This window comes from Streptomyces sp. NPDC003393 (assembly GCF_053589015.1).
Genome location: NZ_JBSFRB010000032.1, coordinates 80,657 through 100,804, shown reverse-complemented (window position 1 = coordinate 100,804; position 20,148 = coordinate 80,657). Strand labels below are relative to the sequence as shown.

At 71.6% G+C, this 20,148-nt stretch carries 15 protein-coding genes and 1 pseudogene; 4 read left to right on the top strand and 12 right to left on the bottom strand.

Annotation, left to right across the window (positions count from 1 at the left end; genetic code table 11):
- Window positions 1-216 precede the first annotated feature (216 nt).
- The 4 genes from ACWDUZ_RS26965 to ACWDUZ_RS26950 all read right to left on the bottom strand — a co-directional run bounded on the left by ACWDUZ_RS26965 (window position 217) and on the right by ACWDUZ_RS26950 (window position 6,501).
- A complete protein-coding gene (locus ACWDUZ_RS26965) occupies window positions 217-1,635 on the bottom strand; it encodes a sugar porter family MFS transporter (protein WP_451634385.1) in 1,419 nt (472 codons plus the stop codon).
- A 203-nt stretch (window positions 1,636-1,838) separates the two neighbouring features.
- Window positions 1,839-5,396 carry a chromosome segregation protein SMC gene (gene smc / locus ACWDUZ_RS26960; RefSeq protein WP_451634384.1) on the bottom strand — a complete coding sequence of 1,186 codons (3,558 nt, stop codon included), beginning with the start codon at window positions 5,394-5,396 and terminating at the stop codon, window positions 1,839-1,841.
- A gap of 241 nt (window positions 5,397-5,637) precedes the next feature.
- Entirely contained in the window at window positions 5,638-5,841 is a 204-nt protein-coding gene (locus tag ACWDUZ_RS26955; protein ID WP_018567931.1) for a hypothetical protein, read from the bottom strand.
- A 378-nt stretch (window positions 5,842-6,219) separates the two neighbouring features.
- A complete protein-coding gene (locus tag ACWDUZ_RS26950; RefSeq protein WP_030168320.1) occupies window positions 6,220-6,501 on the bottom strand; it encodes an acylphosphatase in 282 nt (93 codons plus the stop codon).
- A gap of 169 nt (window positions 6,502-6,670) precedes the next feature.
- Between ACWDUZ_RS26950 and ACWDUZ_RS26945 the strand changes: the two genes are divergently transcribed.
- The 3 genes from ACWDUZ_RS26945 to ACWDUZ_RS26935 all read left to right on the top strand — a co-directional run bounded on the left by ACWDUZ_RS26945 (window position 6,671) and on the right by ACWDUZ_RS26935 (window position 11,380).
- Window positions 6,671-7,978: a CAP domain-containing protein gene (locus ACWDUZ_RS26945; RefSeq protein ID WP_451634383.1), complete on the top strand. Its 1,308-nt coding sequence runs from the start codon at window positions 6,671-6,673 to the stop codon at window positions 7,976-7,978.
- Between the two features lie 289 nt (window positions 7,979-8,267).
- Window positions 8,268-10,904: an amino acid permease gene (locus ACWDUZ_RS26940; protein ID WP_451634382.1), complete on the top strand. Its 2,637-nt coding sequence runs from the start codon at window positions 8,268-8,270 to the stop codon at window positions 10,902-10,904.
- Window positions 10,905-10,978: 74 nt separating this feature from the next.
- Window positions 10,979-11,380: a winged helix-turn-helix transcriptional regulator gene (locus tag ACWDUZ_RS26935; protein WP_451634381.1), complete on the top strand. Its 402-nt coding sequence runs from the start codon at window positions 10,979-10,981 to the stop codon at window positions 11,378-11,380.
- Here ACWDUZ_RS26935 and mutM read toward each other — a convergent pair.
- The 8 genes from mutM to recG all read right to left on the bottom strand — a co-directional run bounded on the left by mutM (window position 11,353) and on the right by recG (window position 18,843).
- Window positions 11,353-12,213 (bottom strand): bifunctional DNA-formamidopyrimidine glycosylase/DNA-(apurinic or apyrimidinic site) lyase, encoded by an 861-nt coding sequence (gene mutM / locus ACWDUZ_RS26930; protein ID WP_451634380.1) that lies wholly within the window; start codon window positions 12,211-12,213, stop codon window positions 11,353-11,355. The genes ACWDUZ_RS26935 and mutM overlap by 28 nt on opposite strands.
- A 123-nt stretch (window positions 12,214-12,336) precedes the next feature.
- Window positions 12,337-13,188, bottom strand: coding sequence for a ribonuclease III (gene rnc / locus ACWDUZ_RS26925; protein ID WP_451634379.1), 852 nt, complete (start codon window positions 13,186-13,188; stop codon window positions 12,337-12,339).
- A gap of 7 nt (window positions 13,189-13,195) precedes the next feature.
- Window positions 13,196-13,369 (bottom strand): 50S ribosomal protein L32, encoded by a 174-nt coding sequence (rpmF, locus tag ACWDUZ_RS26920; RefSeq protein WP_003951102.1) that lies wholly within the window; start codon window positions 13,367-13,369, stop codon window positions 13,196-13,198.
- 2 nt (window positions 13,370-13,371) lie between these two features.
- The gene (locus ACWDUZ_RS26915) at window positions 13,372-14,016 is read right to left on the bottom strand and encodes a YceD family protein (RefSeq protein ID WP_451634378.1); all 645 of its coding nucleotides are present in this window, start codon (window positions 14,014-14,016) and stop codon (window positions 13,372-13,374) included.
- 163 nt (window positions 14,017-14,179) lie between these two features.
- Window positions 14,180-15,322 carry an ATP synthase F0 subunit B gene (locus ACWDUZ_RS26910; RefSeq protein WP_451634377.1) on the bottom strand — a complete coding sequence of 381 codons (1,143 nt, stop codon included), beginning with the start codon at window positions 15,320-15,322 and terminating at the stop codon, window positions 14,180-14,182.
- A 99-nt stretch (window positions 15,323-15,421) separates the two neighbouring features.
- Window positions 15,422-15,901, bottom strand: coding sequence for a pantetheine-phosphate adenylyltransferase (gene coaD / locus ACWDUZ_RS26905; protein ID WP_451634376.1), 480 nt, complete (start codon window positions 15,899-15,901; stop codon window positions 15,422-15,424).
- A 26-nt stretch (window positions 15,902-15,927) separates the two neighbouring features.
- Window positions 15,928-16,515: a 16S rRNA (guanine(966)-N(2))-methyltransferase RsmD gene (gene rsmD / locus ACWDUZ_RS26900; protein WP_451634375.1), complete on the bottom strand. Its 588-nt coding sequence runs from the start codon at window positions 16,513-16,515 to the stop codon at window positions 15,928-15,930.
- A gap of 108 nt (window positions 16,516-16,623) precedes the next feature.
- Window positions 16,624-18,843, bottom strand: a complete 2,220-nt coding sequence (gene recG, locus ACWDUZ_RS26895; RefSeq protein WP_451634374.1) for an ATP-dependent DNA helicase RecG — start codon at window positions 18,841-18,843, stop codon at window positions 16,624-16,626.
- A gap of 152 nt (window positions 18,844-18,995) precedes the next feature.
- Between recG and ACWDUZ_RS26890 the strand changes: the two are divergent.
- Window positions 18,996-20,060: pseudogene (locus ACWDUZ_RS26890) on the top strand (hypothetical protein); the annotation flags it as partial.
- Between the last annotated feature and the right edge of the window lie 88 nt (window positions 20,061-20,148).

Below are 20,148 nucleotides of genomic sequence, written 5' to 3'. Positions count from 1 at the left end.
CCCCCCCCCCCCGCCCCCCCCCCGGCGCCGGGCCCCCCGCCAACCCCCCCGCGGCCCCCCACCCCCCCCGGCTACGCCCCCCCACCAACCGCGTCCCCCCCCGGTCCGGGCAGTGGCCGGACCGGGGGCGACGGAGGGTACGAGGAGAGGGGCAGCGGGGACTTGGCCCGTCTCCTCGGGACTGTGGAGGGCGTGGAGGGCTGTTCAGGAAGAGGGTTACCCCATCTCCTCCAGCGACTTGCCCTTCGTCTCCTTGACGAACTTCAGCACGAACGGGACGGAGAGGGCCGCGAACACCGTGTAGATCACGTACGTGCCGGACAGGTTCCAGTCCGCCAGCGAGGGGAAGCTCGCGGTGATGGCCCAGTTGGCGATCCACTGCGCGGCGGCGGCCACGCCCAGCGCGGCGGCGCGGATCCTGTTGGGGAACATCTCACCGAGCATGACCCAGACGACCACACCCCAGGACAGGGCGAAGAACAGGACGAACACATGGGCGGCGACCAGGGCGACCCAGCCCTGGGTGGCGGGCAGCCTGCCGTCCACCAGGTGGGCGGAGAACGCCCAGGCCTCCAGCGCCAGGCCCACGGCCATGCCGATCGAACCGATCAGCGCGAGCGGCTTGCGGCCGACGCGGTCCACGAAGATCATCGCGATCACGGTGCCGACGATGTTGATGATCGACGTCGTGAAGGAGTAGAAGAAAGAGTCCGTCGGGTCGACACCGACCGACTGCCACAGCGTCGAGGAGTAGTAGAACGCGACGTTGATGCCCACGAACTGCTGGAAGACCGACAGGCCGATACCGACCCAGACGATCGGCTTGAAGAAGAAGCCGCCGCCGAGCAGGTCCTTGAACGTGGACTTGTGCTCGCTGGACATCGCGTGCTCGATCTCGGCGACACGGGCGTCGAGGTCGACGTCCTTGCCCTCGACCTCGGCGAGGATCTCACGGGCGCGCTCGCGCCTGCCGGCGGAGAGCAGGAAGCGCGGCGACTCGGGGATCGCGAAGGACAGCATGCCGTACAGCACGGCCGGGACGACCATGACGCCGAGCATGACCTGCCAGGCCTCCAGGCCCATCAGCGTGCCGCGCTGGTCGCCGCCCGCCGCGTTGAGCAGGCCCCAGTTGACCAGCTGGGAGACGGCGATGCCGACGACGATCGCGGCTTGCTGGAAGGAGCCCAGGCGGCCGCGGTAGGCGGGCGGGGCGACCTCGGCGATGTAGGCGGGGCCGATCACGGAGGCCATGCCGATGGCGAAACCGCCGACGATGCGCCAGAAGGCCAGGTCCCACAGCGCGAAGGGCAGCGCCGAGCCGACGGCGCTGATCGTGAACAGGACGGCGGCGATCTGCATGCACCGGATCCGGCCGATCCGGTCGGCTGTGCGGCCGGCCGTCGCGGCGCCGATGGCGCAGCCGATCAGAGCGACCGCGATGACCTGGGCGAGGGCGGCGGAGCCGATGTCGTAGCGGTCGCGGATCGCCTCGACGGCGCCGTTGATCACGGAGCTGTCGTAGCCGAAGAGGAAGCCGCCCATGGCGGCGGCCGCAGCGATGAAGATGACGTGCCCGAGATGATCGGGGTGAGCCGTCCTGACTCCTGTCTGAGGTGCCTGCGTAACGCTGGTCACGTGTATCTCCTGGGGCCGCGGCAACACTACCGCGTGGGGGGTGAGGCCCTTACAGGTGAGACCTGAAGGTAAAAGTGACGTTGCAGAGACTATGCCTTCAAGTTTCGAAGTCAATACTTCAGTGTTTCCTGAAATCAGGCACACGCGAGGCATATCTCACGTTCACTTCTTGAACACGAGATCAGTCGTTCTGCTGGAACCGCCTACCGCAGGCGCTGCGAGATGACCTTCGAGACGCCGTCGCCCTGCATGGAGACGCCGTACAGCGCGTCGGCGACCTCCATGGTGCGCTTCTGATGCGTGATCACGATGAGCTGCGAGGCCTCCTGCAGCTCCTGCATGATGCGGATCAGCCGCTGGAGGTTGGTGTCGTCCAGGGCCGCCTCGACCTCGTCCATGACGTAGAAGGGGCTGGGGCGCGCCTTGAAGATCGACACCAGCAGCGCCACGGCGGTCAGCGACCGCTCGCCGCCGGAGAGCAGGGACAGGCGCTTGACCTTCTTGCCCGGCGGGCGCGCCTCGACGTCGACGCCCGTGGTGAGCATGTTCTCCGGGTCGGTCAGGACCAGACGTCCCTCACCTCCGGGGAACAGCCGGCTGAAGACGCCCTCGAACTCGCGTGCGGTGTCCCGGTAGGCCTCGGTGAAGACCTGCTCGACCCGCTCGTCGACCTCCTTGACGACCTGGAGCAGGTCGGCGCGGGTCTTCTTCAGGTCCGCCAGCTGCTCGCTGAGGAACTGGTGACGCTCCTCCAGCGCCGCGAACTCCTCCAGGGCCAGCGGATTGACCTTGCCGAGCTGCTGGTAGGCGCGCTCGGCGGCCTTGAGCCGCTTCTCCTGCTCGGCGCGGTGATACGGTCGCGGCCGGTTGCGGGGGTGCTCGGGGTCGTCCGGCAGCTGCTCGCCCTCCGCCGGCGGGGACGGCGGCACCGGCTGGTGCGGTCCGTACTCCGCAACCAGCGCGCCCGGCTCGACGCCGAGCTCCTCCAGCGCCCTGGTCTCCAGCTGCTCGATCCGCAGCCGTTTCTCGGCTCCGAGGACCTCGCCCCGGTGGACGGAGTCGGTCAGCTTGTCCAGCTCGCTCTTCAGCTCGCGCCCCTCGGTGCGGGCAGCGGCCAGTTCCTGCTCCCGGCGGACCTTGGCGGCCTCGGCGGCGACCCGTTCCCGTTCGGCGCGGGCCAGGGAGACCTCGATGTGCGCCAGCAGCTGCCGGGCGCCGGAGGCGACGGCCTCGGCGACGGACGCCTCGTGGCGCAGTCGGGCCCGCCGCTGCTCGGCACGCGCGCGTGCCTCCCGTTCCGCGCGGGCGGCCCGGTCCAGGGAGTCGGCCCTGCCGGCCAGCCCCTTGACGCGTTCCTCGTGCGTACGGACCTGGAGGCGGGCCTCCATCTCGGTCTGGCGGGCGTTGGCACCGTCGGCGGCGAGCCGGTCCCGTACAGAGGTGTCGGGCTCCTCCTCGATCGGCATCTCCTCGGCGACGGCGAGCCGTTCGGCGAGTTCCTCGACCTCCGTCAGGGCCGCGTCGAGGGCGTCCTGGGCGCGGGCCGCGGCGGCCGTGGACCGCTCGGCCTCTCCGGCGGCGCCGCGCGCCTGCCCGGCGAGCCGCCCGAGCTGCTGTGCGACCGCCGACTTCTCCCGCTCGGCGGCCCGGCGCCGCTCCCCCAGCTCCTCGACGAGCGCGGCGCACTCGCGGCGCCGCTCGCCGGCCCGCTGCTGGGCCTCGGTCAGCTCCTCGCAGCGCACGGCGAGTTCCGCCAGCTCCGCGGCGGCCTCGTCCACGGAGGCCTGCACCTCCAGCAGGCTGGGCGCGCCGGCGGAGCCGCCCTGCGCGAAGTGGGCTCCGAGCAGGTCGCCCTCCGCGGTGACGGCGGTCAGATCGGGGTGGGCGGCGACGAGGTCCTCGGCGTCCTCCAGGGTGCCGACCACGACGATGCCGCGCAGCAGCCGCCGTACGGCGGGCATGAGCTCACCGGGTCCGGTGACGAGGTCGGCCGCGAGGGGTGGCCCCCCGGGGAGCTGCTGCGGCGCCACGGCGTCCTCGGTCGCGCCGCTGAGCAGCAGGGCCGCTCGGCCCGCGTCCTGTTTGCGCAGCAGGCGGATGGCGTCGGCCGCGGCCGACGGCGAGGTGACCGCGAGGGCGTCCGCCGCGGTGCCGAAGGCGGTGGCCAGGGCGGTTTCGTGGCCGGGGGCGACGGTCAGGAGTTCGGCCGCCGGGCCCAGCAGGCCGGTGAGGCGGTCCCGGGCGTCGAGCAGTGCGCCGGTTCCGTCCTTCCGGCGCAGGCCGAGGGCGAGGGCGTCGTGCCGGGCCTGGGTCGCGGCGCGTTTGCGTTCGGTGGCGGTGGCGGCCTCGCGGGCGGTGCTGAGGGCGGCCTCGGCCTCGGCCAGCTCCGCCCTGGCCGCCTCGTGTCGTTCGGCGAGTTCGTGGTCGCCCGCGTCCAGGCCGTCGACCTCGGCCTTGAGTGCCTCGTACTCCTCCTGGGCGGTCGTGGCCCGCTCCCGCGCCTCGTCCCTGGCGGTGGCCAGGCGGTCGATCTCGGACTGTGCGGAGGCGGCGCGGGAGCGGGCCGCGTTCACCTGGCCGCGCAGGCGGGCCAGACCCTCGCGGCGGTCGGCGATGGCGCGGGCGGCGTCCTTCAGGCGGCGTTCCTCCACCGCGAGTTCGCGCTCCAGGTCGGCGCGGTGGGCCACGGTGTCGTCGAGGGCCCGCTGGGCGGCTTCCAGGGCCGCTTCCAGTTCGGCCTCCTGCTCGCGGACGCGGGCCGCCTCGCGCTCCAGGTCCTCGGGGTCGCGTCCGCGTCGTTCCTCGGTGGGAGCGGAGGTCGCGCTCTTGACCCGGGCGTCGGCGAGCGACACGGTACCGCGGACGCGTTCGGCCAGCTGGGAGAGCTCGTACCAGGTCTCCTGGGTGTGCTTCAGGCGCGGGGTCAGCCGGCGCACCTCGTCCTCCAGGAGCGCCTCGCGCCGGAGGGCCTTCTTCAGCTCCCGTTCGGCGGCCTCCTTGCGCTCCTTCAGGGCGGCCTCGTCGGCGACCTCCGCCTCCAGGGCTCCGCGCAGGCGTACGAGGTCGTCGGCGAGGAGGCGCAGGCGGGCGTCGCGGAGGTCCGCCTGGATGACGGCGGCCCGCCGGGCGACGGCCGCCTGGCGGCCGAGCGGCTTGAGCTGGCGGCGCAGTTCGTCCGTGAGGTCCTGGACGCGGGCGAGGTTGGCCTGCATCGCGTCCAGTTTCCTGAGCGCCTTCTCCTTGCGCTTGCGGTGCTTGAGGACGCTGGCGGCCTCCTCGATGAAGGCGCGGCGGCCCATGGGGTCGGCGTGCAGCACCGAGTCGAGCTGGCCCTGGCCGACGATGACGTGCATCTCGCGGCCGATGCCGGAGTCGGACAGCAGCTCCTGGATGTCGAGCAGCCGGCAGGTGTCGCCGTTGATCTGGTACTCGCTGCCGCCGTTGCGGAACATGATCCGCGTGATGGTGACCTCGGCGTACTCGATGGGCAGGGCGCCGTCGGAGTTGTCGATGGTCAGGGACACCTCGGCGCGGCCGAGGGGTGGACGGCCGGTGGTGCCGGCGAAGATGACGTCCTCCATCTTGCCGCCGCGCAGCGACTTGGCGCCCTGTTCGCCCATGACCCAACTGAGCGCGTCCACCACGTTGGACTTGCCCGAGCCGTTCGGGCCGACGACACACGTGATCCCCGGTTCGAACCGGAGCGTGGTCGCCGAGGCGAACGACTTGAACCCGCGGAGGGTCAGGGCCTTGAGGTGCACGCCGTCGGACTCTACCGGGCGCCGTTAGCGCACTCCACGAACCCCCGCAAGCGCTGCGGTTTCACCGCTGAATATGCAGGGCACACCAGATGTTGAAGGACCTGAAAGGGTGCGCGGGGGCACTGAGGGCCGGGAAGGGCCGGGAAAGAAAAGAAGGGACGCCGAAGCGTCCCTTGCAACTCTGACAACTGAGCGGTTGATTCGGGCGGCCCAACCACTGTGTCGTTGTGCGATGCAGTGATCAGGTGAGCGCAGGCTCCGCCTGGTGTGCGTCGACGCGCTCCATGATCCTGTCGTGAGAAGCGGCAGCCGCCAGCGCGTCGTTCTCCGCCTGAATCCGTACGAGCTCGGATTCCAGGTCCTGGACGCGCTGCTGGAGCCGTCGCATCTCGGCGAGGAGTCGAGGGTCGGAGCCACCGACGTAACCGAGAAGCGCCTTTGCCATGATGGATGGTCCTCCACACTGAGTGACCGACCGATGCGGTGTGGGTCGTGAGGGATTCGCACCCGCGGTGCTTGGCACTGTTGAGTTGTGCTGCCGTTCATCCATGCCAAACAGCTAAGGTGCGCGGGCTTTCAGCGTCTCACCAAAAAGTTTGACGGTCAACACGATCACGCCCCGTATCGATGAGCGTCCCGGGGGCGCGCGGCCGGAAATCGGTGGCGCTGCGTCTCCTACGGGCCCCTCGGGGCGTGGCGATCATCCTGCCCTGCCGGGCCGGGGAGGACAAGCCGTTCTCGGCAATCACCTGCTTCTTTTCCCCTGGGGCAGGTGCCCGTGGCAGATTTCGCCGTCTTCGTCCGGCGGCGGGAGGTCGCCGGATCAGCGGACCGCGAAACCGTCGTAGCCCCCCCGGGGTGTGTCCCAGATCTCGGTCACACCCTCCACGCGCCCGGGCGTGTCGCCACCCTGGAGCCAGTCGAGGAGCTTCTGACACGCCTCCCGGGTGCCCTCCGCGACGACCTGTACACGGCCGTCGTCCAGATTGAGAGCAAAACCACTCAGGCCGCCGATCTCCAAGGCCCGCGCCCGGGTGAACCAGCGGAAACCAACACCCTGGACACGCCCGCGAACCCAGGCGACCAGCCGGACATCCTCGCTCATGACTGCAACCTAACCGGGCAATGTCTCTCCAGGCACTTCCGCCCCGCCCGTCATGCGGTACCGTCCCGACCCAATGAATCTCATATGAAACTCACTCGATCGAGTGAGTCCGGTTGACCGCGACGGCTCAGGGCGCGCGTCGACCGCAGGGGACGAGGAAGGCCACGACATGGGTCGCCACCGACGTTCGGACGCCGGCCGCGCCGCCACAGACCGTGCCACGGGGGTCACTGACACGCACGGCTCGTACGGGAGGGACCGGGGCACCCGGCACTCCCACGCGGACGACCGCATGGGCATCGCGCCCTACCTCAACCCGGAGCGGTACGCGGACTCCTACGCACAGACCCCGCCGTACCGGTTCGAGCCGGACGCCGCCGCGCCGCACGTCGAGCGGGACGCCCGGCCGGAGTTCGGCACGGGGTACGGCTCCGGGACGCAGTACGGCTTCGGCGCGGGGTACGGCTCCGGGACGGAGTACGACTTCGAGACGCCGTACGGGTTCGAGACGGCGTACGGCTTCGGCAAGGAGTACGACTTCGCCCGCGCCGCCGAGACCGTGGCCTTCCCGCCCGAGGGCTTCACGACACCGCCCGCCGCGCCACGCGAGACCGGCCACCGCAGGCGCAAGAAGGCCGCGACACCGGTCCGTACCGGGCTGCTCGGGGTGTCCGCCGCGGTCGCCATCGGCACGGTCGCGGTCGCCACCGGAGCGGTCCCCGGACTCCAGAACTACAAGCTGGGCGGCGGGAGCGGCGGCTCCGACAACGTGCAGGCGGCCGGCACACCGACGAACAGCGCGTCGGAGCAGGGCGGCACCTCCGGCGGTGCGCTGGGTGACAGGACCGGCGACCCGGGCACGAGCCGCGGTGCGGACCGGTCCTCGTCTCCGGCGCAGTCCGCGCCGCCCTCCGCCTCCGCCTCGCCGTCGGCACACCCCTCGGACTCGGCCACGAAGTCCCCCGCGACGAAGCCGACGACCGCGCCGTCGAAACCGGCCGAATCCAAGAACCCGAAGACCAACCCCGGCCAACAGGGCGACCACGGCCACAAGACCACTCCCGCGCCGCCGAAGTCCCAGCCGCCCGCCACCTCCGATCAGGCCGCCGTCGAGGCCGAGGTGCTCAGCCTGGTGAACCAGGAGCGGGCCAAGGTGGGCTGCAGCCCGGTCACGGCGAACAGCGCCCTGACCTCCCTGGCCGAGAACTTCAGCAAGGCGATGGCCGACCAGAACTTCTTCGACCACACCGATCCCAGCGGCGCCTCGCCGTGGGACCGGGCGGCCCGCGTCGGCATCACCAACCTCGGCGGCGAGAACATAGCCCGGGGCCAGTCCGACGCGGCGGCCGTCATGGACGCCTGGATGAACAGCCCCGGCCACCGGGCCAACATACTGAACTGCGACTTCAAGACACTGGGCGTGGGCGTGCACTTCGCCGCCGGCGGGCCGTGGTGGACACAGGACTTCGGCTACTGACACGACGGACACAGCCCCGGGCCAGGGCCCCCGGCGCACCGCGCCGGGGGCCCTGGCCTGTGCGTGGAGGGGCGTTTCTCGCCACGGTGCGAGCGAGCGCCTCTGCCGGGAGCTCGGCCGTGCGCAGTCCCTTGCCGCGGTAACCGCACGGATCCGCACTCGACGCGTACCGGGCCCACGCGCGGTCGGCGCGGTCGTGGCGTGACGGCCCGGGGTCCGGGATTCGTCTGTCTCCCGGCCGCCTCCCGTCCTGTATTGCGGCGGGCGGGGCTCGGCGTTGGAATCGAATGTGAGGCTTTTCGGCAGCGCCGTGTCCTCCGACCGCCCCGCTCCTGAGACCGGGGCCGGCCGGAAGGGACTCAAGAGCGATGCCCTGGGCCTGTTCTCCTCGATCGCCATGGGTTTGGCCTCCACGGGCCCGGCGTACAGCCTCGCCGCCACGCTGGGCATCCTGGTGATCGGCGTCGGGCTGCAGGCCCCGCTCGTCACCATGCTGGCGTTCGTGCCGATGCTGCTGGTCGCGTACGCCTTCCGGGAGCTCAACGCGAGTGACGCCGACTGCGGGACCACCTTCACCTGGACCACTCGCGCCTTCGGACCGCGTACCGGCTGGATGGGGGGCTGGGGGCTGATCGTCGCCAACGTCGTCGTGATGGTGAACCTGGGCGAGATCGCCGCCGCCTACGGCTTCCGGTTGGTGGGCCGGGACGACCTGGCGGAGGACCGCCTGTGGGTCACCTTGGCGGCCGTCGCCTGGATCGCGCTGATGACCGCGATCTGCTACGTGGGGATCGAGTTCTCGGCGGCCGTCCAGCGCTGGCTGCTGTGCCTGGAAATGGTGATGCTGTTCCTGTTCGCCGTGGCCGCGCTGGTCCGGGTCTACGTCGACCCTCCGCCGACGGCGCTCCACGTGTCCGCCTCCTGGTTCAACCCGTTCGCGGTGCCGTCGGCCTCTGCCCTGACCTCGGGCGTCCTCGCGGGGGTCTTCATCTACTGGGGCTGGGACACCGCGTTCTCGGTCAACGAGGAGACCGTCGACAGCAGGCGCGTTCCCGGGCGTGCGGCGGTCATGTCCACCGTGCTGCTCCTGGTCACGTACGGGCTGGTGTCCACCTCGGCGCAGGCGTTCGCGGGGGTCGGCACCTCGGGCATCGGGCTCGCCAACGCGGGCAACTCCGACGACGTCTTCTCCGGACTGGGCGAGGCCGTGTTCGGCAACAGCGACACGGGGCTGCTGCTGTCGAGCCTGCTGATCCTGATGGTGATGACCTCGGCGCTGGCGTCGGCGGAGACCACCATCCTGCCGCTGGCCAGGACCGTGCTCTCGATGGCGGTCCACAAGGCCCTCCCGTCCCGGTTCGCCCGGGTCCACCGGAGGTTCCTCACCCCCACCTGGGGCACCGTCGGCATGGGCGCCGCCTCGATCGCCCTGCTGATCCTGATGACGTCGCTCAGCAGGAACGTCCTGACCGACTCCATCGACTCCGTGGGCCTCGCCATCGCGTTCCAGTACGGACTGACCGGCTTCGCCTGCCTCTGGTACCACCGCAGGGTGCTCACCCGCAGCCGCAGGGACCTGGTCTTCAAGGGTGTGCTGCCGGGGCTCGGCGGGCTGGTCATGCTGTCGCTGTTCCTCTACGGCGCCTTCGTCGTCTACGCGAACCCCGAGTACGGCACGACCGCCATCGATCTTCCGTTGATCGGGCCGACGGGCGGGGTCACCGTCATCGGCCTGGGCTCCCTGCTGATCGGCGTCGTGCTGATGCCCCTGGTCACCCGCGGGCACACCACGGCCCTCAAACTCCAGCGGAGCCTGCTGCCGAGACACCTCCCACCGCAGACCGCGTGCGAGGCGACGAGCCGCTACCTTCCCGCCGACAACGGGTCCGGGGTGGGCGGCGACTGGTTCGACGTCATCCCGCTGTCGGGTACCCGGGTCGGTCTGGTCGTCGGGGACGTGCTCGGCCACGGCATGCGTGCCGCGGCGACCATGGGACGCCTGCGCACGGGCCTGCGGGTCCTGGCTCGGCTGGACCTCGCCCCGGACGAGGTCCTCACCCGCCTGGACGACCTGGCCGAACAGACCGCGCACGAGAGTGGGGCCGCTCACGGCCGGGGTCCCGAGCGACCGCGCGGCGAGCGGGCCATGGAGGTGAGCTGCCTGTACGCGGTGTACGACCCCGCCTCCGGACACTGCAGCCTGGCGCGGGCCGGCGACCTGCTGCCGGTCGTCGTGGATCCGGCCACGGGCGCCGCCCACTGTCCCCCGCTGCCGCCCGGCCCGCCCCTGGGAGTCGGCGGCCTGCCCCACCAGAGCGCCGACCTGCAGCTCGCGCCGGGCAGTCTCATCGCCCTGTTCACCGACGGCCTCCTCCAGACGGCCGACAACCATGACGCCGGGGCGGCCCGGCTCGGCCGGCTCCTCGCCGATCACCGCCGGCCGCTGAAGGACCTGTGCGACGAGGCGGTGGCCGCGCTGCTGCCCGGCCCGGTCGACGAGGACGCGACCCTGCTCCTGGCCCGCACCCGGATGCTGGAGCGCGCCCGCTTCGCCCGGTGGGAGCTGCCCGCGGACCCGGCGGCGGTCGCCTCCCTGCGTACCGGCACCAGCAAGCAACTGGACGACTGGGGCCTGGACGACCTCGCGTTCACCACCGAACTCATCGTCAGCGAGCTCGTCACCAACGCCATCCGCTATGTCGACGGCCCCATCGAGGTGCGGCTGATCCGCGACCGGACCCTGATCTGCGAGGTCTGCGACAGGGGCCACACCAGCCCCAATCTGCGCCACGCGGCCAGCGACGACGAGGGGGGCCGGGGTCTGTTCATCATCGCCCAGATGACCCACCGCTGGGGCACGCGCTACACACCGACCGGCAAGATCATCTGGACCGAACAGACCCTGCCGCCGCCGAACGGCCGATGACCCCTCGGAACAGGCAGCTCACCACCGGTCAGCGCAACCGTACGGTGAGCGCTGTGGTCGCGTACGCTTCGGCCATGAGCAGCACGCAGGAGCGCACCGGGGAGCCGGATCTCCCGTACGACGTGTTCGCCAAGGCCTGCCCCTCGCGCGGCACGCTGGAGCATGTCACGGGACGCTGGGGCGCGCTCACCGTCGGCGCCCTGCACGAGGGCTCTCTGCGCTTCAACGAGCTGCGCCGCCGGGTGGACGGGGTGAGCGAGAAGATGCTGTCCCAGACACTCCAGGCACTGGAACGGGACGGCCTGGTGCACCGCGAGGCCCAGCCGACGAACCCGCCCCGCGTGGACTACGAGCTGACGCCCCTCGGCCATGAGGTCGCCGAGCGCCTTCTGGCCCTCATCCACTGCGTGGAGGGCCGGATGGACGAGGTGCTGGCCGCCCGCGAGCGCTACGACGCGGCGCGCGGCGCCCGCTGACACTTCGGGCAGAAGTAGCTGGAACGGTTCATCCAGGGCCGGCGGCGCATCGGGGTGGCGCAGCGGCGGCAGGGCAGGCCCTCGCGGCCGTAGGCGTCGAGCGAGCGGTCGAAGTAGCCGGACTCGCCGTTGACGTTGACGTAGAGGCTGTCGAAGCTGGTGCCGCCGACCGCGAGGGCCGCGTTCATCACGTCCCTGACGTGGGTCAGGAGCTCGGCCGTACGCGGGCGGGTCAGGCCGGCGGTGGGGCGCTCGTAGTGCAGGCGCGCCCGCCACAGCGCCTCGTCGGCGTAGATGTTGCCGACGCCGCTGATCAGCGACTGGTCGAGCAGGGCGCGCTTGATGGTGGTCCGCTTGCGGCGCAGCGCCCGATGGAAGGCCTCGTCGTCGAACAAGGGGTCGAGGGGATCGCGGGCGATGTGCGCGATGACGTCGGGCAGCCCGTCGGGGGTGAGGTCGTGCAGGGACAGCCCGCCGAAGGTGCGCTGGTCGACGAAGCGGAGTTCGCTGCCCAGGCCGTCGGAGAAGCGGACCCGGATGCGCAGGTGCTTCTCGTCGGGCGCCTCCTGCGGCTGGACCAGCAGTTGGCCGCTCATGCCGAGGTGGGCCAGGATCGCGCGCGGGGTGTCCTCCAGGGGCAGCCACAGGTACTTGCCGCGGCGGCTGGGCGTGCCCAGGTGGTGACCCTTCAGGCCGTGCGCGAAGTCGTCGGCGCCGGCTACATGGCGCCGTACGGCGCGCGGGTGCAGCACCTCGACGTCGGCGACGGCACGGTGGGCGACCCACCGCTCCAGGCCGCGCCGTACGACCTCGACCTCTGGCAACTCGGGCATGACTCCCCCGTACTCGCGTTGTCGCGTGCGCGATGAGCGCCCGCCCCGGGCGGGGACGGGCGCTCGGGTCGCGCGGTGTGCGGTGCCGGCCGCCCTGTGGACGCCGGCCCGGCAGTCGGCGGATCAGGCGGAGGCCGACGCCTCGTCGGCGTTCCCGGCGGCCTCCGCGGTCCCGGCGGCCTGGGCCGCCTTGGCGCGCTCGTCCGCCGCGGCCCGGATGGACCGCCACGCGGACTCGGCGGCCTGCTGCTCCGCCTCCTTCTTGCTGCGGCCGGTGCCGGTGCCGTACGAGACGCCTCCGACGCGGGCGGCAGCAGTGAAGGTCTTCTCGTGGTCGGGGCCGGTCTCCGTGACCAGGTACTCGGGGACACCGAGCCCCTCGGTCGCGGTGAGCTCCTGGAGGGACGTCTTCCAGTCCAGGCCGGCTCCGAGGTTGGAGGACTTCTCGATCAGCGGGTCGAAGAGCCGGTGCACCAGCTCGGACGCCGCGTCGAGGCCCTGGTCGAGATAGACCGCGCCGATCACCGCTTCCAGGGTGTCGGCGAGGATGGACGCCTTGTCCCGGCCGCCCGTGCCCTCTTCACCGCGGCCGAGCCGGATGAAGGCGCCCAGGTCGAGTCCGCGCCCCACTTCCGCCAGCGCACGAGAGTTGACCACCGCGGCCCGCAGCTTGGCCAGCTGGCCCTCGGGCAGGTCGGGGTGGGTGCGGTACAGCGTGTCCGTGACGACGAGACCGAGGACGGAGTCACCGAGGAACTCCAGCCGCTCGTTCGTCGGCAGGCCGCCGTTCTCGTACGCGTAGGAACGGTGGGTGAGCGCGCGCACCAGAAGGGCGGACTCGAGCTTGTACCCGAGCCGCCCTTCCAGAAGCGTGTGGGACGAGGCCGTGCTGTCCGACGGAGCACTCCCGCGTCGGCGGGGAGTGGTGGCTTCGACGCCTTCCGCCTTCTTGGCAGTGGACACGGTGCCTCTCACCAGCCGCTCAGACCTCGAGGACCTGGCGCTTGTTGTAGGTGCCGCAAGACGGGCACGCGATGTGCTGCTGCTTGGGCTCGTGGCAGCGCTCGCACGCAACCAGGGTGGGGACCGCAGCCTTCCACTGCGACCGGCGGTGGCGCGTGTTGCTGCGCGACATCTTCCGCTTCGGAACAGCCACGGCTACTTCTCCTGCTTCTCGTCGACGCCAGGTTCGGCGCCGCTCATCTCGTCCTTCTCGCCGCCCGACATGGTGTCGGCGAGTCCCTGCAATGCCGCCCAACGGATGTCGACGGCGTCGTGGTGGTGGTCCGGGTCGTCCGCGAGCCGTGCTCCGCACTCGGAGCACAGACCCGGGCAGTCCTCCCGGCACACCGGCTGCATCGGCAGTGCGAGCACCACCGCATCGCGCAGCAGAGGTTCGAGGTCGAAGAGTCCGTCCTCGAGAAAGAGCCTGTCCTCGTCGTCCTCGGCGTCGTCGCCCGGTTCCGCGATCACGCGGCCCCGGTCGTCGGCGTCAGGGTACGAGAACATCTCCTGGAAGTCCGCTTCGAGCTCCTGCTCGACCGGCTCCAGACACCTTACGCACTCCCCCTCGGCCTGTGCACGGGCGGTGCCTGTGACGAGCACACCTTCCATGACCGACTCGAGCCGGAGTTCGAGCTCGACCGGGGCGCCTTCCGGCACGCCGATCACTCCCTTGAGACCGAGGTCCGCGGGAGCAGGGACCGTACGGGTCAGGCGCTGCAGCGCACCCGGACGCCGACCCAGCTCATGCGTGTCGAACACGAGAGGGTTGCGGTGGTCGAGGTGGGCGTTGTGAGCCATTCCTGCTTTCGGTTTCCGAACTCGGAGGGAGGCCGCCCGAGTGGTCTTCCGGGCAGCACTGATCACGGGCGTCTACGTGGGCAGCGCAAGCGCACGCACGACCGAAGGGCCAGGATACTGGACCTTTCGCTCTCGGCCCAATCCGGTACCCCCGTGCCGCGTCCTACAGACCGCGTCCCTGCTCGTACGCCCTCAACTGCTCGGCGCTGATCATGCTGGTGTCGAAGAGGCTGGTCTCGTCAAGGGCATAGCCCTGCTGCGGCTGCTGGGACTGCTGCATCTGCTGGGGCTGGGTCTGGTTCGGGTCGTAGGCGCCCGTCCCGGCGTCGTAGCCCTGGTCGTCGTAGCCCTGGAATGAGGCACCCGGCGCCGGAGGATAGGCGGCGGCATACGGATCGGCCTGCTGGTAGCCGTACGGGTCCTGCTGTCCGCCGTAGCCCTGCTGATAGCCGCCGTAAGGGGCGCCCTCGCCGTACGGGTCGGTCTGCTGGTAGCCGTAGGCCGGCTGCGGCTCGTACGCCGGCTGCGGTGGCTGCTGGGGCTCGGCCGGCCGTTCGGCGGGCGCGGCGGGGGCCGCCGCCGGGGCGTCGGCGAGGGCCGCGAGGTCGGCGAGGTAGTCCGCGTCGCTGGAGTGCTGGACGGTGGTGGTGTCGTCGGCGAGGGCGCCCAGGTCGTCGGTGGCGATCCGGCCGTGCAGCTTCTGCCGGCCGCGGCCGACGGCCTCCAGGGTCTTGGCCAGGACCGCCTCGAAGGCGCCCAGCTTGGTGTCGACATAGGCGTCGGCGTCGCGGCGCAGGGTCTCCGGGTCGTGGCTGCGCTCGGGGGCGTCCTCGTCCTCGTAGCCCTCCTCGTCGAGGCCGGGGCCGGTGCCCAGCAGCTTCTCGCGGCCGCGGCCGACGGAGCCGAGGGTCTTGGTGAGGACCACCTCGAAGTTGGCGAGTTTGGAGTCGACGTAGTCGTCGGCCTCGGCGCGGACCTCCTCGGCCTCCTTGCGGGCCTCGGTGAGGATCCGGTCGGCCTCGGCCTGGGATCGGCGGGCCACCTCGGTGCCGGCGACGAGCGAGCCGCGCTCGGCGTGCGCGGACTCGATGATCCGCTCGGCCTCGCGCCGGGCCTCCTCGACCATCTGCTCCCGGTCCCCGATCAGCTCCTGCGCCTGCGCGAGCGAGCCGGGCAGCGCCTGGCGCACCTCTTCGAGCATCGCGAGCAGCTCGGCCCGGTTGACCACGCAGGACGCCGACATGGGCATGGACCGGGCGCCGGAGACCGTGGCCACGATCTCGTCGAGCTTCTTCTGCACGTCCACGGTGTGCTCGCCACTTCCTGCCGATGTGTTGGAGACGGACGGGACGACTGTACGACCATGGGACGGCCGGCGGACACCGGGTGACGACCAGTCAGGAGGTCAGTCCTTGCGCAGCCGCCGGGTAAGGGCGTCGAGGACCTGCGGCGGCACCAGGTGGGAGACGTCGCCGCCCCACGCCGCGACCTCCTTGACCAGGGAGGACGACAGGAAGCTGTAGGCGGGGTTGGTGGGCACGAAGAGCGTTTCGACACCGGTGAGGCCGTTGTTCATCTGGGCCATCTGCAGTTCGTAGTCGAAGTCGCTGACCGCGCGCAGGCCCTTGACGATGGCGGGGATGTCGCGCTGCTTGCAGAAATCGACGAGGAGGCCGTGGAAGGACTCGACCCGGACGTTGCCGTACTCGGCGGTGACCTGGCGGATGAGGTCGATGCGCTCCTCGATCTCGAACAGGCCCTTCTTGGACTGATTGATCATCACCGCCACGTAGACCTCGTCGTACAGGCGGGAGGCCCGGGCAATGATGTCGAGGTGTCCGTTGGTGATCGGGTCGAACGACCCGGGGCAGACGGCGCGGCGCACTTGAGATCCCTCGCTCTCCGGTCCGGTCATCGTGCGTCTTCGCACGTAGAGGCGGCGCGACCGTACCAAAACGTTCCCTCGCCGTAGCGGCGGGCCCGGAGCGCGTCGAACCCCGGCGGCCACCGGAATTCGCCGCCTCTGGTGCTGCGCTCCACGGTGACGAGGGCTTCCGCCGCCAGCCACCCCTGCGAGCGGAGTGTGAGCAGAATCTCCCGAAGATCGTCGTCGGAGACGGCGTAGGGCGGGTCGAGGAAGACGATGTCGTACGGCTCGCCCGGCGGCGGCGCCTGCACGACCTGGCGTGCCTTGCCCGCCCGTACCTGCGCGCCGGGCAGGCGGAGGGACTTCACGTTCTCCCGGAGGGTGCGCACCGCGCGGGCGTCGGCGTCGACGAGCAGGGTGTGTCCGGCGCCGCGGGAGAGCGCCTCCAGGCCCACGGCGCCCGAGCCGGCGTACAGGTCGAGGACGCGTTCGCCGTCGAGCGGGCCGCCGAGGAGGGACTGCCAGGTGGAGAACAGGCCCTCACGGGCCCGGTCCGAGGTGGGGCGGGTCCCGTGGCCCGGGGGTACGGCGAGACGGCGTCCGCCGGCCCGGCCGGCGATCACGCGGGTCATGTCCTTGGGTCCTTGTCGCTCTGTACGCGGGGCACCGCACGCGGGGTCCGCTGCATGCGGGCGTGCCCTGCACGCGGGATGTGACTGCTTCCAGTCTGTCAGCCTCGCTCAGCCCTTCTCCAAGTACTGCTCCCTTTCGTCGTCCAGCAGGGCCTGAAGGGCCGTGCGCAGGCCGGGCAGGTGTTCCAGCTCGGGATCGGCGGCCACCACCGCCGCCGCCTCCTGCCTGGCCTCGGCGATGATCTCCTCGTCCTCGATGACCTCGAGGACCCGCAGGGAGGAGCGCGCGCCGGACTGGGCCTGGCCGAGCACGTCGCCCTCGCGCCGCTGTTCGAGGTCGATGCGGGAGAGTTCGAATCCGTCCAGGGTGGCGGCCACCGCGTTCAGCCGCTGACGGGCGGCGCTCGCCTCGGGCATCTCGGTGACCAGCAGGCACAGGCCGGGCGCCGAGCCCCGGCCGACCCGGCCGCGCAGCTGGTGGAGCTGGGAGACGCCGAAGCGGTCGGCGTCCATGATCACCATCACGGTGGCGTTCGGGACGTTGACGCCGACCTCGATGACGGTCGTGGCGACCAGGACGTCCGCCTCGCCGGCGGCGAAGCGGCGCATGACGGCGTCCTTGTCGTCCGGCTGCATCCTGCCGTGCAGCACCTCCACCCCGAGGCCCTGGAGCGGGCCGCGGGCGAGCTGCTCGGCCACGTCGAGGACGGCGAGCGGCGGGCGCTTCTCCGCCTCGTCCTCCGGGGACTGCTTGCCGACGCCCTTCTTCGGGTCGTCCTCCTCGTCCCCGATGCGCGGACACACGACGTACGCCTGGTGGCCCTTTCCGGCCTCCTCGCGCACCCGCTCCCAGGCGCGGGCCAGGAAGTGGGGTTTGTCGGCGGCCGGGACGACATGGCTGGCGATGGGCGAGCGCCCGGCCGGGAGCTGGTCGAGGACGGAGGTCTCCAGGTCGCCGAAGACCGTCATCGCCACCGTGCGCGGAATCGGGGTGGCGGTCATCACCAGCAGGTGCGGGGGCTGCTTGCCCTTGCCGCGCAGCGCGTCGCGCTGCTCGACGCCGAAGCGGTGCTGCTCGTCGACCACGACCAGCCCGAGGTCGTGGAACTGCACCTTGTCCTCGATCAGGGCGTGAGTGCCGATCACGATGCCGGCCTCGCCGGTGGCCAGGTCGAGCAGCGCCTGGCGGCGGGCCGCCGCGCCCATGGAGCCGGTGAGCAGCACCACCTTGGTGGCGTGCTCGGCCCCGCCCAGCATTCCGCCCTGCGCCAGATCGCCCATCATCTCGGTGACCGACCGGTGGTGCTGCTGGGCGAGCACCTCGGTGGGCGCCAGCATGGCCGCCTGCCCGCCCGCGTCGACGACGGCGAGCATGGCGCGCAGGGCCACCATCGTCTTGCCGGAGCCCACCTCGCCCTGGAGCAGCCGGTGCATGGGGTGTTCGGCCGCCAGGTCGTCGAAGATCTCGCGGGAGACCTTCTGCTGGCCCTCCGTGAGGGTGAAGGGGAGACGGTCGTCGAAGGCGGTGAGCAGGCCGTCGGGCAGCGGCTTGCGGGAGACGGCGGGGAGTTGGGCGTCGGCGTGACGGCGGCGGGCGAGGGCGACCTGGAGGACGAAGGCCTCGTCCCACTTCAGCCGGGCCCGGGCGTCGGCGATGTCCGCCTTGGTGTGCGGGCGGTGGATCTTGAGCAGCGCCTCGGGCAGTGTGACGAGTCCGCGGCCCTCGCGGAGCGTGGCCGGCAGCGGGTCGACGGCCTCCTGGGCGCTGGGCAGGACGGTCTGGACCGCCTTGGCGATCTTCCAGGACTCCAGTTTGGCGGTCGCGGGGTAGAGCGGAATGAGGGCGCCGGCCCAGGACTCGACGGTCTCCTCGGCGTCCCCCCGCAGCAGTTCGTACGCCGGGTGGGCCAGTTGCAGCCGCCGGTTGAAGACGGAGACCTTGCCGGCGAACATCGCGCGGGTGCCCGGCAGGAGCTCCTTGTGGGGCTTGTGCACGCCGTGGCCGAAGAAGACCAGCTGGAGCCGGCCGCTGCCGTCGGTGATCGTCACCTCCAGGCGCTGGCCCTTGCCGCGCGGCGCCCGGGGGGAGGCGAACGTGTGCAGACGGGCGTCGGCGACCTGGGCGACCACGGTGACGTGCTCGTCCATGGGGAGGTCGGCGAGGTGGGTGAGCTGGCCCCGCTCCTCGTATCTGCGCGGGTAGTGGTGCAGGAGGTCGCCGACGGAGTGCAGGCCGAGGTGCTCGGCCATCACCTTCGCGGTGGCGGGGCCGAGCACCGACTTCAGCGGTTGTCGCAGTGGTTCTTGCAGTGCGGGCACGAGATCCATTGCACACCACGCCACTGACAATGCCGTAGCCGTGCCCGGAAACCCCTGGTCGGCCGGGCCGCCGCAGCCCTGGGACGACGTGCTCCGGCCTCCCCACGCGGTCACCGCCCCACGCCCGGGACCGCCCGGCCCCGCGCCGGTGTGTGCGCGAGCTGCTCCAGAACTCCGTGGACGCCGTCACCGCCCCGCCTACCGAGGAGCCCGGCGCCCCGCCCGGGGGCGGCTGTACGTCGGCGGCGGCACCCTGCGGGCGGAGGACGCGGGCGTCGGGCTCACCGAGTCCGACGTGCGCGAACTGCCGGCCGCCATCGGCCGCAGCTCCCAGCGCGCCGAAGGGCTTCAGGAAACCCGCTCGGACTTCCTCGGCCGGTTCGGCATCGGCCTGCCGGCCTGCTTCGTGGCGCCCCCGCCGCGCGCCGGGTCGCGCACATCCGAAGGGCACGCTGCCGACCGAGCGGACCGAACAGCCGCTGCCCGACTGGTCGTTCTTCGTGCGCTGCGTGCTGTGCACGGACAACCTGCGGCCCATCGCCTCGCGTGAGTCGCTGTACGAGGACGAGACGCCGGCCGCCGTACGGGAGGCGCTCGGGGAGCGCATCCGGTCGTGGCTGACCGAGCCGGCCGCGGTGCCACGGAGCGGCCGCCGTCTTCCCGGCGGTGCACCTCCTCGGTGTGAGGTTCGAGACGGCCGACGGGCGGCTGTCGCTGGAGGAGTTCGCGCAGCGGCACGCGGTGGTGGACTTCACCCGGACGGTGGAGGAGTACCGGCGAGTGGCGCCGATCGCCTCCGTGCAGGGCGTCGGCGTCGTCAACGGCGGCTGCGCCTACGACGGCGAGCTGGTCGAGGCGCTGCCGTCGGTGCGACCGGGGAGCGAAGTCGCCGATCTGGACGAGGACACCGTCGACCCGGCCGAGGAGCCGGCCCTGTCGGGGTTCCTGGCGACCGCCGGGGCCGAGCTTGGACCCCGCTGGGCCACGACGTGGTGCTGCGCCCCGTCCACCCGTTGTCCGTGTCGGCGCCGCACCTGGACGACCGGGCGGCCCGGTACGTGCGGGCCCGCGCGGAGGCCGAGACGCAGGCCGACGACCTGTGGGCGGGCATCCTCGGCTCGCTGCGCGGCAGCGTCCCCGCGCGTCCGGTGCGCAACAAACTCAACCCGCCGATCCGCAGAATCAGTTGCCTGGACGACGCGGAGCCGGTCGGCACGGCGACCGAGGAGACTTCGACGAGTACGAGGCCCATTCGCTTGCACCGGGTCCTCAAGTGGATGCCGGCCGGGATGCCGGGCCGGCCGCACATCCCGC

Coding starts and splice junctions, on each gene's coding strand:
- ACWDUZ_RS26955 (WP_018567931.1), bottom strand. CDS start 5,841: ATGGCAAAGGCGCTTCTCGGTTACGTCGGTGGCTCCGACCCTCGACTC.
- ACWDUZ_RS26950 (WP_030168320.1), bottom strand. CDS start 6,501: ATGAGCGAGGATGTCCGGCTGGTCGCCTGGGTTCGCGGGCGTGTCCAG.
- ACWDUZ_RS26945 (WP_451634383.1), top strand. CDS start 6,671: ATGGGTCGCCACCGACGTTCGGACGCCGGCCGCGCCGCCACAGACCGT.
- ACWDUZ_RS26935 (WP_451634381.1), top strand. CDS start 10,979: ATGAGCAGCACGCAGGAGCGCACCGGGGAGCCGGATCTCCCGTACGAC.
- mutM (WP_451634380.1), bottom strand. CDS start 12,213: ATGCCCGAGTTGCCAGAGGTCGAGGTCGTACGGCGCGGCCTGGAGCGG.
- ACWDUZ_RS26915 (WP_451634378.1), bottom strand. CDS start 14,016: ATGGCTCACAACGCCCACCTCGACCACCGCAACCCTCTCGTGTTCGAC.
- rsmD (WP_451634375.1), bottom strand. CDS start 16,515: ATGACCCGCGTGATCGCCGGCCGGGCCGGCGGACGCCGTCTCGCCGTA.
- recG (WP_451634374.1), bottom strand. CDS start 18,843: ATGGATCTCGTGCCCGCACTGCAAGAACCACTGCGACAACCGCTGAAG.